Genomic DNA, 7224 nt, shown 5'->3' on the forward strand with positions numbered 1-7224 from the left:
GGGCCGTTCCCAGGGCGGGTGGCCCCGCTCGCGCGAGACGATGCCGTCGTGATCTTCCGTACCGCGGCGACGAGCGCCGCCCTCGCGATCGGCCTGGCCCTGGTGGGGGCCGTCACCGGACCCCAGTGGTCGCCCGTGCCGGTCACCGACCATCTCGAACCCACGACGTCGGACACGACGATCGGCGGTCAGGGGCCCGACGTCCAGCCGGTGGGGACCTACGAGGTCACGGAGACCCCGGTCGTCATCAGGCTCGACGGGACGAGCGTCGACGGGATCGTGCGCGAGCCGGTCGACGCCCCCGAGGGGCGCCCCGCGGTGGTGTTCCTCCACGGTGCCGGGACGGGAGCGGCGGACGAGGCGTTCGTCGACGTCGCGACCGAGATGGCGAGCGCCGGCGTCGTGACGCTCGTGCCCTCCAAGCGGCTCGACACGTACACGACCCGGCACCGCGACTACGTCGGCATGGCGGCCGACTACCAGCACTCGGTGGACCTCCTGCGGACCCGGCCCTCGGTGGACCCTGACCGGGTCGGGCTGTACGCCGAGTCGGAGGGCACGTGGATCGCACCGGTCCTGGTGGACCAGGATCCCGACGTGTCCTTCCTGGTCATGGTCTCGGCACCCGTGGTGCCGCCACGCCAGCAGGCGGGCTTCGCGGTCGACTCCTACCTGCGCAACACGGGGGTGCCGCAGGGAGTCTTCCGGGCGATCCCACGAGCCGTGGGCATGGAGATGCCGGGGGGAGGGTTCGAGTACGCCGACTTCGACGTCACGCCCTACCTCGCGCGCCTCGACGTGCCGACCCTCGTGGTCTACGGCACGGCGGACCCGTCGATGCCGGTCGAGCAGGGGGCGCTGCGCATCATCGCGGAGGCCGGTGCGAACGGGAACCACGACGTGACGGTGCGCTACTACGAGGGTGCGAACCACGGGATCAAGATCGACGACGTCCTCGTGCCGGAGTTCGCGCGCGACGTCTCGGCGTGGGTCCAGGGGCTCATGGGCACGGCGGGTGCCGTCCCGACCGTGGCGGGCGGCCAGCCGAACCAGCTCTATCTCGCGTCCGCCGTGCCCAACCCTCGGTGGTACGGGAACGGTGACATCGTCATCGGGTTCGTGATCGTGGGTGGTGCGCTCCTCGTGGTCGGTCCGCTCGTGTGGCTCGTGACGGGCGTGGCACGCCGGCTGCGCCGCACGCCGCGTCCGGCAGGACGGCTCGCCGCGGGTCTTCGCTGGCCGCTCGTCGGTCTTGCGGCCGGGTCCGTCGCGACCATGGTGGGCCTCGTCGTCTATCTGGTCTCGGTCGCGAGGCTCGCGCTCGACTACCGGACGGACGCGTGGGTGGTCCAGGGCGGTTGGGTCGCGGTGCGTCTGCTGGGCCTGGCGACCGTCGTCGCGGCGGCGCTCATCATCAACCGTCTGTCGGACCTGCGGACGGCGCGCAAGGCGGTCGACGCCTCGGGCGGGGGCGTCGTCGTGCGCCCGGCGACCGGCGTCGGCGCCCGCACGACGCTGTGGGCGACCGTCGCGGGGTCGACGATCCTGCTCGTGACGCTCGCCTACTGGGGCGTGTACCAGCTCGGCATCTGATTCTCGGTCGTCGGCGCCTGGGGTCGTCCCGGCGCTTAGGGTCGTCCCATGGGACGACGTTCGCGGGGCACGGTCAGGTCGAGCGTGCGCGTCTTCGTGATCGAGGAGACCGACGAGGACCAGAGCGGGCCGGACGGGCCCGGCCCGCGGTCGCACGGCGAGGTGCCCGACGGTGCGGCGCCCGTCCAGGGGGCGGGCGTCGGCCGGGTGCCGCAGGTCGGCGCCGGTGACGAACCGCGCGTCGACGAGCGGCCCGCCCGTCGAAGGTGGTCGCGCAGGGCACGCCTCCTCGTGGGGGCAGGGGTGTCGGTCGTCGCCCTGCTCGCCGTCGGAGGGGTCGTCCGTGGCGAGATGAACGAGTCTGCGCGCGTCGAGCGGGTGGTCGCCGCCGGGGGGATCAGACCGCTGGGCCCGGAGGTGGGAGTCCGGTGGCGGATCGAACCGGGGGCCTCGGGCGACGACGACTCGGGCTGGTGGTTGTCACCTGTCGTGGTGGACGGGACGCTCGTCGTACCCGGTAGCCCTGCGGTCGGGTACGACCCGACGACCGGGCGGGAGCTGTGGCGCGGTGCGCCCCGGCCGGAGTCGGACACGGCGCGGGTCACGACCGGGTGCACCGGCACCGGGACGCGGGCGGAGCAGGAGGACCCGTTGGTCTGCACGACGTTCGAGCTCCGGTCGGTCCCCACGGACGGGGCGACGTTCGAGCAGTCGCTCCCGGTGCGCATCGACGTCATGGTCGCCGCGACCGGGGAGGTCACGGGCTCCCGCACGTTCCGCGAGGGGACGCAGGGGGCGGCCGTCTTCGACGACGGCGTCGCCTCGGTCAGGTGGGGGGACGACGGGCACGTGGTCGTCGACCTGGAGGACCTCGCCACCGGTGAGCTGCGGTGGTCGCGGGAGATCGACGAGGACCGAGGGAACGGGCCGGGTGAGGACTACCTGGGCCTGCAGGACGGAGGGTCGGTGCTCATGGTCGCGGTCGCGGGCCGCCTCGTGACGCTGGACGCGCAGGGCCGGACCGTGGACGAGGCCGAGGACTCGTGGACCAGCCCGTTGCGGGACGGGCTCGCCGTCGTCCAGCATCCCGACGGCGCCTCGACCGTCCTCGATCCCGGCGGGGCGGAGCTCTTCCGCACCCGGGGCACCGTCCAGGAGTTCGCCGTGACGGACGGAGGACCGTCGCGGGTGTTCCTCGTCACCGAGGGCGGCGGTGTCATGGACGAGTCCGGGAACATCGAGCCGCCGCGCACGACCGCCCTCGACGCGGCGACCGGACGGACCCGGTGGAGCGCCGACGGGGTCAGTGCCCCGGTCGCCCAGGTGGGCGAGGTCGGGATCCTGTCTGAGGCAGGTCGGCTGCGGGCGGTGGACCTGGGCTCCGGGAGACGGTTGTGGGAGTCCTCCGACCTCCTGGCCTACTCGTCGGCGTACACCGACGGGACGGACCTGTACCTCGTGGGGACGAGCGCGGGGGGCGGGACCCGGATCACGGCTGTCTCCGTGGACTCCGGGCAGGAACTGTGGTCGAGCGACCTCACCGATCTCTTCGTGTGGGGGGCCAGCGCGCGTGGGACGCTCGTCGTCGCGACCGACGACGGCACGCTGCTGGGCATCGGCTGACGGCCCGCCGGAGCTCCAGGTCGCGCGGACGGCCCGGCGCCATGTCGTGGCGCACCGCCGAGGTGGCGGCACCCCGCCCCGCCCGGCCCGGTCGACCCATCGGGACTACCGTGGAGAGGTGGCTCCACGACGTCGTGAGCATGATGCCCACGCCGTCGAGCTGGTCGAGGTGGCCGAGCTCGACGACGACTTCGACGCGGGGCCGGCGGGGGCCACCGGACGGACGACGGGGAGCGGCGGAGCGCACCCGGGAGGCACCGCTGCCGGAAGGGCAGGGGCAGGCTCGTCGTCGGTCGGCGCCGGGCGGATGTCGGGGGGAGAGGACGCACCCGGCGCGCGCGGCAGGACGAGGGGCCGGCCGGTCCGCGTGGTCCTCGCCGTCGTCCTCGTGGCCGGTGGTGCAGGCGCCTCGCTCGCGGTCGGGGCGGTCCTGGAGCGGGCTCGCGCCGACCGGGTGGCCGCGCAGGCCGGAGGGCTCTGGCCCGTCGCCTCCGAGCCTGCGAGCCTGTGGCGGGCCTCGACGGGGGACGGGCTTCCCGCGGCCGTCGACGGGCAGGTGGTGCTCACCGGAGCGGAGGGCACGGTGACGGCCCGGGACATCACCACGGGCGACGAGCTGTGGACCGCCCACCTGCCGTCCGGGCCCACGACGTGCGGGCCAGATCTCCTCGACCCTGCCGTCCAGGGTTCGCCGCTCGTGTGCGTCACGGACCGGGGCGCGTCGGTCGGGGCCGGTCGGAACGACGACGGGTTCCCGTTCCTCGTGTCGGTCCTGGACCGGACCGGGCGGGTCGTCGGGTCACGGGTGCTGACCGACGGCGTCGAGGCGGCCACACCGCTCGCGGGAGGGCGCGTCGCGACCGCTGCTCGTGGGGCGGACGGCGTCGTCGTGACCTGGGAGGGCGCGCTCGACGGTGCCGTCGAGCGGGTCCGCACCGTCGGCGTGGCGCCGGCTCCCGTGGACGCGGTCGGGTCCGCAGGGGCCGAAGGGACCTCCACGGCGGACGCACCCGTCGCGGACGTCGGCATGGTCGTGGCGCGCGGTCTGCTGCACGTCCGTTCCGGCGACGTCTCGGAGACCTTCGACGCTGCGGGGGACTCGTCGGCAGAGTTCTCCAGCGCGCAGGCACGCGGATGGTTGCGGGAGCGCGGCCTCCCGGGAGGCTCGTCGGCCAGGGTGGTCGACGACCGCCGGACCGGGCAGGAGGACCGCGTGGACGTGGTCGGGCCGGACGGTCGGAAGAGGTTCAGCGTGGCCGGGGAGCCGTTCGTGCCCCAGGTCACCGACGGCGGCCCGCCCCAGGTGCTCGTGGTCCGGATGCCCGGGTTCACGGGCTACGACGCGACCACGGGGCACCGCCTGTGGCACCGGGAGGAGTGGCCCGAGGTGCTCTGGCTCCAGACCGACGACGTCGTCGTGATGGAGTCGGGATCGCGGCTGCTGGCGCTCGAGACCAGGACGGGCCGCGAGGTGTGGCAGCGGTGGTTGCCCACGGAGATCGTCCGGGTGTTCACCGACGGGGACTCGGTGCTGCTCGCGACGGTCGGCGACGAGCTCGGCGGGACGGACGGTGCCTCGACGAGCGTCGTGTCCGTGAGTCTCTTCGACGGCCGCACCGAGTGGCGCAGGACCCTCGACGGGGAGTACCGGGAGGTCGTCTCCGCGCAGGGGGTGCTGTTCGCCGTGACGAGGACCGAGGTCGTACGTCTGGGTCGTGGGACGCGCAGGTACAGAGTGGGAGACTTGAGCCATCGGTGATCTACCGGTAGAAACTGACGGGGCCGTCGTGGCCTGATCCGGCGCTCGACCGACACCGAGCCCGGGGTGATCTGTAGGGAGAACGCGATGACCAACGAGACCGACCCTGGGCCCGGCCCCGATCAGCAGCCACGCACTCCCGCCGGAGGGGCCCGGAAGGCCCCGTCGTCGGACGGGCCCGTGAACGTGTCCGCCGAGCCCGCGGGTGGTGCCGAGCAGAAGCCGGGACCGGCTGCCGGGAGCAACCCGTTCGTCGGTATCCCCGTGAGCGACTACGTGCGGGACGGCGTGGCGGCGCTGCTCCTGTTCGTCTCGCTCACCATGCCGTGGGACGCCGGGCACAAGGCGTCGGACAAGGTCGAGGTCATCCTCGTCACGGTCGTCTCGCTCCTCTCGCTCGCCCTCCCGTACCTGGCGCGGACCGGTGCCCTGCCGACGACGTGGACGGTGCACACGACCCGCCTCGCGCGTCTGGTCGCGAACGCCCCGTACGTGCTCCTGGCCGCGGTCTACATCGTCCTGGACCTGGTGAACCGGTCGGTCGACAACGGGTGGGGCGGCGTCGGTACGGCGCTCTCGCTCGGCCTCGCGGGGGCGCTCCTGGCGGCACAGCCGCGGCAGGCCGAGCTCGGCCCGGTCGAGCAGGACGCGGCGGTGTCGCGGCTCTGGTCGCTCGTGCTGACGGTGATCGCCGGTGTGGCGGTCGTCGGTGCGCTCGTCGCCTTCCTCCTCACCTTCTCCCTGGGGGTTCCCGTCCTGCTGGTGCTCCGGTTCCTCGTCGCCGGGGCCGTGACCGTGGCGCTCGTCGGGTGGCCGGTGTGGGGGATCCTGCGGCGTGACGAGGCCTGGCGCCTGGTGCTCGTCGGGCTGGGTGTCGCTCTCGTGGTGCTGTTCGTGCTCAACACCAGCAACCTGCTGGTCAGCTTCGACTCCTTCGCGCTCGGGCAGTTCGGGCTGCTGCTGGTCCCGGCCGCGGCAGCGGTCGCGGCCTCGCCCGCCCTCGCCCGCACCACCGCCTCGTCGACGTCGCCCGTCTCGACCTGGGTCGGGGTCGCGGTGCACGCGCTCGACCTCGTCGTGGTGGTCGCCGTCGGGACCGCGTTGTCCGGTGTCCTCACCCTCGCAGACGGCGGTCGGGGCTCGATCCTGATCCTGTCGATCGTGTTCGGGCTGCTCGCCGCGGGCGCCGCGTTCGTGGCCCGTCGGTCGCTCGCGCGTGACGCGGTGGCCGGGCGGACGCTCGCCCTGGGTGCGGCGGGCGTCGTCGCGATCCTCGGCATCGTCCTTCTGATCGTCGCGACGAACCAGCCCGGTACAGGCTTTGGGACCTCGCTCCTGCTGCTGGCCTACGGACTGCCGCTCCTCGTGGTGTTCGCCCTCACGGTGCCGGCAGAGGTCAGGACCCACTTCGCGGAGAACCGGCCCGCGTCGCCCGTCGGGTCGGACGCCGCGCCGAGCGCGTACGTCTGGCAGCCGCCCGCACCGCGCCCTGCGCGCCCCAAGCCCGTGCGGGAGCCCGTCGCGGGTCCGTACGGCAGCGGCAGCTATGCGACCGGCCCGGACGGCTACGGTCCCGAGGCCGGTGAGCACGAGCCCGATCCGGTCGCGGCACCGTCGTCGCGTCCGACGCCCGCCCAGACGCCGGCGCAGGCCCAGCCGCAGCAGGCTCAGCCCGTGCAGCAGGTCCGCTACCAGCCGAGTCAGGAGCCGACGCAGCCCGTCCGGCAGGACCCCCAGCCGCAGCCCGCCCGCCCGGTCGAGCAGTACCAGCCGACGCAGGTCCTGCCGGCCCAGGGCGGCTCGTCGTCGCACCCCGTGCAACCGGTCGTGCCCGAACGCTCGGGCTACGCGGCCCGTCCCGGCTACGCCGCACAGCCCGTGGGGGACACCGCGGTCCTGCCCCCGTACCAGGACCCGCAGCCGGTGGGGTTCAGCGCCGCTCAGGCCCTGGACCCGTCCACCCCGCTCGAGGTGCTCGCGCAGATCGTCCAGGAGGCACCGCACCTGCGGCCCCAGGTCGCGGCGAACCCGTCGACGTACCCCGCGCTGCTCGAGTGGCTCGGCAACCTGGGCGACCCGGCGGTCGACGCGGCGCTGCGTTCGCGCCGCTGACCTCCCCGGCGGCCTCGCGCTGGGACGAGCCGGCGGCGTCGCGCGCGTGGCGTCGCTGGTTCGTCCGGTCCCGCCATGAGGCGGGCCGACGGCGTCACTGTCGTGGCGTCGCTGGTTCGTCCGGTCCCGCCATGAGG

4 protein-coding genes are annotated in these 7224 nt (G+C 74.1%); all 4 read left to right on the forward strand.

The features are described from left to right. Positions 1-48 precede the first annotated feature (48 nt). The 4 genes from ACFRCR_RS00565 (at position 49) to ACFRCR_RS00580 (ending at position 7087) form a co-directional block, all read left to right on the forward strand. Positions 49-1593: an alpha/beta hydrolase family protein gene (locus tag ACFRCR_RS00565; RefSeq protein ID WP_377674561.1), complete on the forward strand. Its 1545-nt coding sequence runs from the start codon at positions 49-51 to the stop codon at positions 1591-1593. Between the two features lie 48 nt (positions 1594-1641). Then, positions 1642-3216 carry a PQQ-binding-like beta-propeller repeat protein gene (locus tag ACFRCR_RS00570; RefSeq protein ID WP_377674563.1) on the forward strand — a complete coding sequence of 525 codons (1575 nt, stop codon included), beginning with the start codon at positions 1642-1644 and terminating at the stop codon, positions 3214-3216. 118 nt (positions 3217-3334) lie between these two features. Then, entirely contained in the window at positions 3335-4975 is a 1641-nt protein-coding gene (locus ACFRCR_RS00575; RefSeq protein WP_377674564.1) for a PQQ-binding-like beta-propeller repeat protein, read from the forward strand. A gap of 87 nt (positions 4976-5062) precedes the next feature. Then, positions 5063-7087, forward strand: a complete 2025-nt coding sequence (locus tag ACFRCR_RS00580; protein ID WP_377674566.1) for a hypothetical protein — start codon at positions 5063-5065, stop codon at positions 7085-7087. Positions 7088-7224: the final 137 nt, after the last annotated feature.

It is taken from the genome of Oerskovia sp. NPDC056781, assembly GCF_042789955.1.
GTDB lineage: Bacteria > Actinomycetota > Actinomycetes > Actinomycetales > Cellulomonadaceae > Oerskovia > Oerskovia rustica.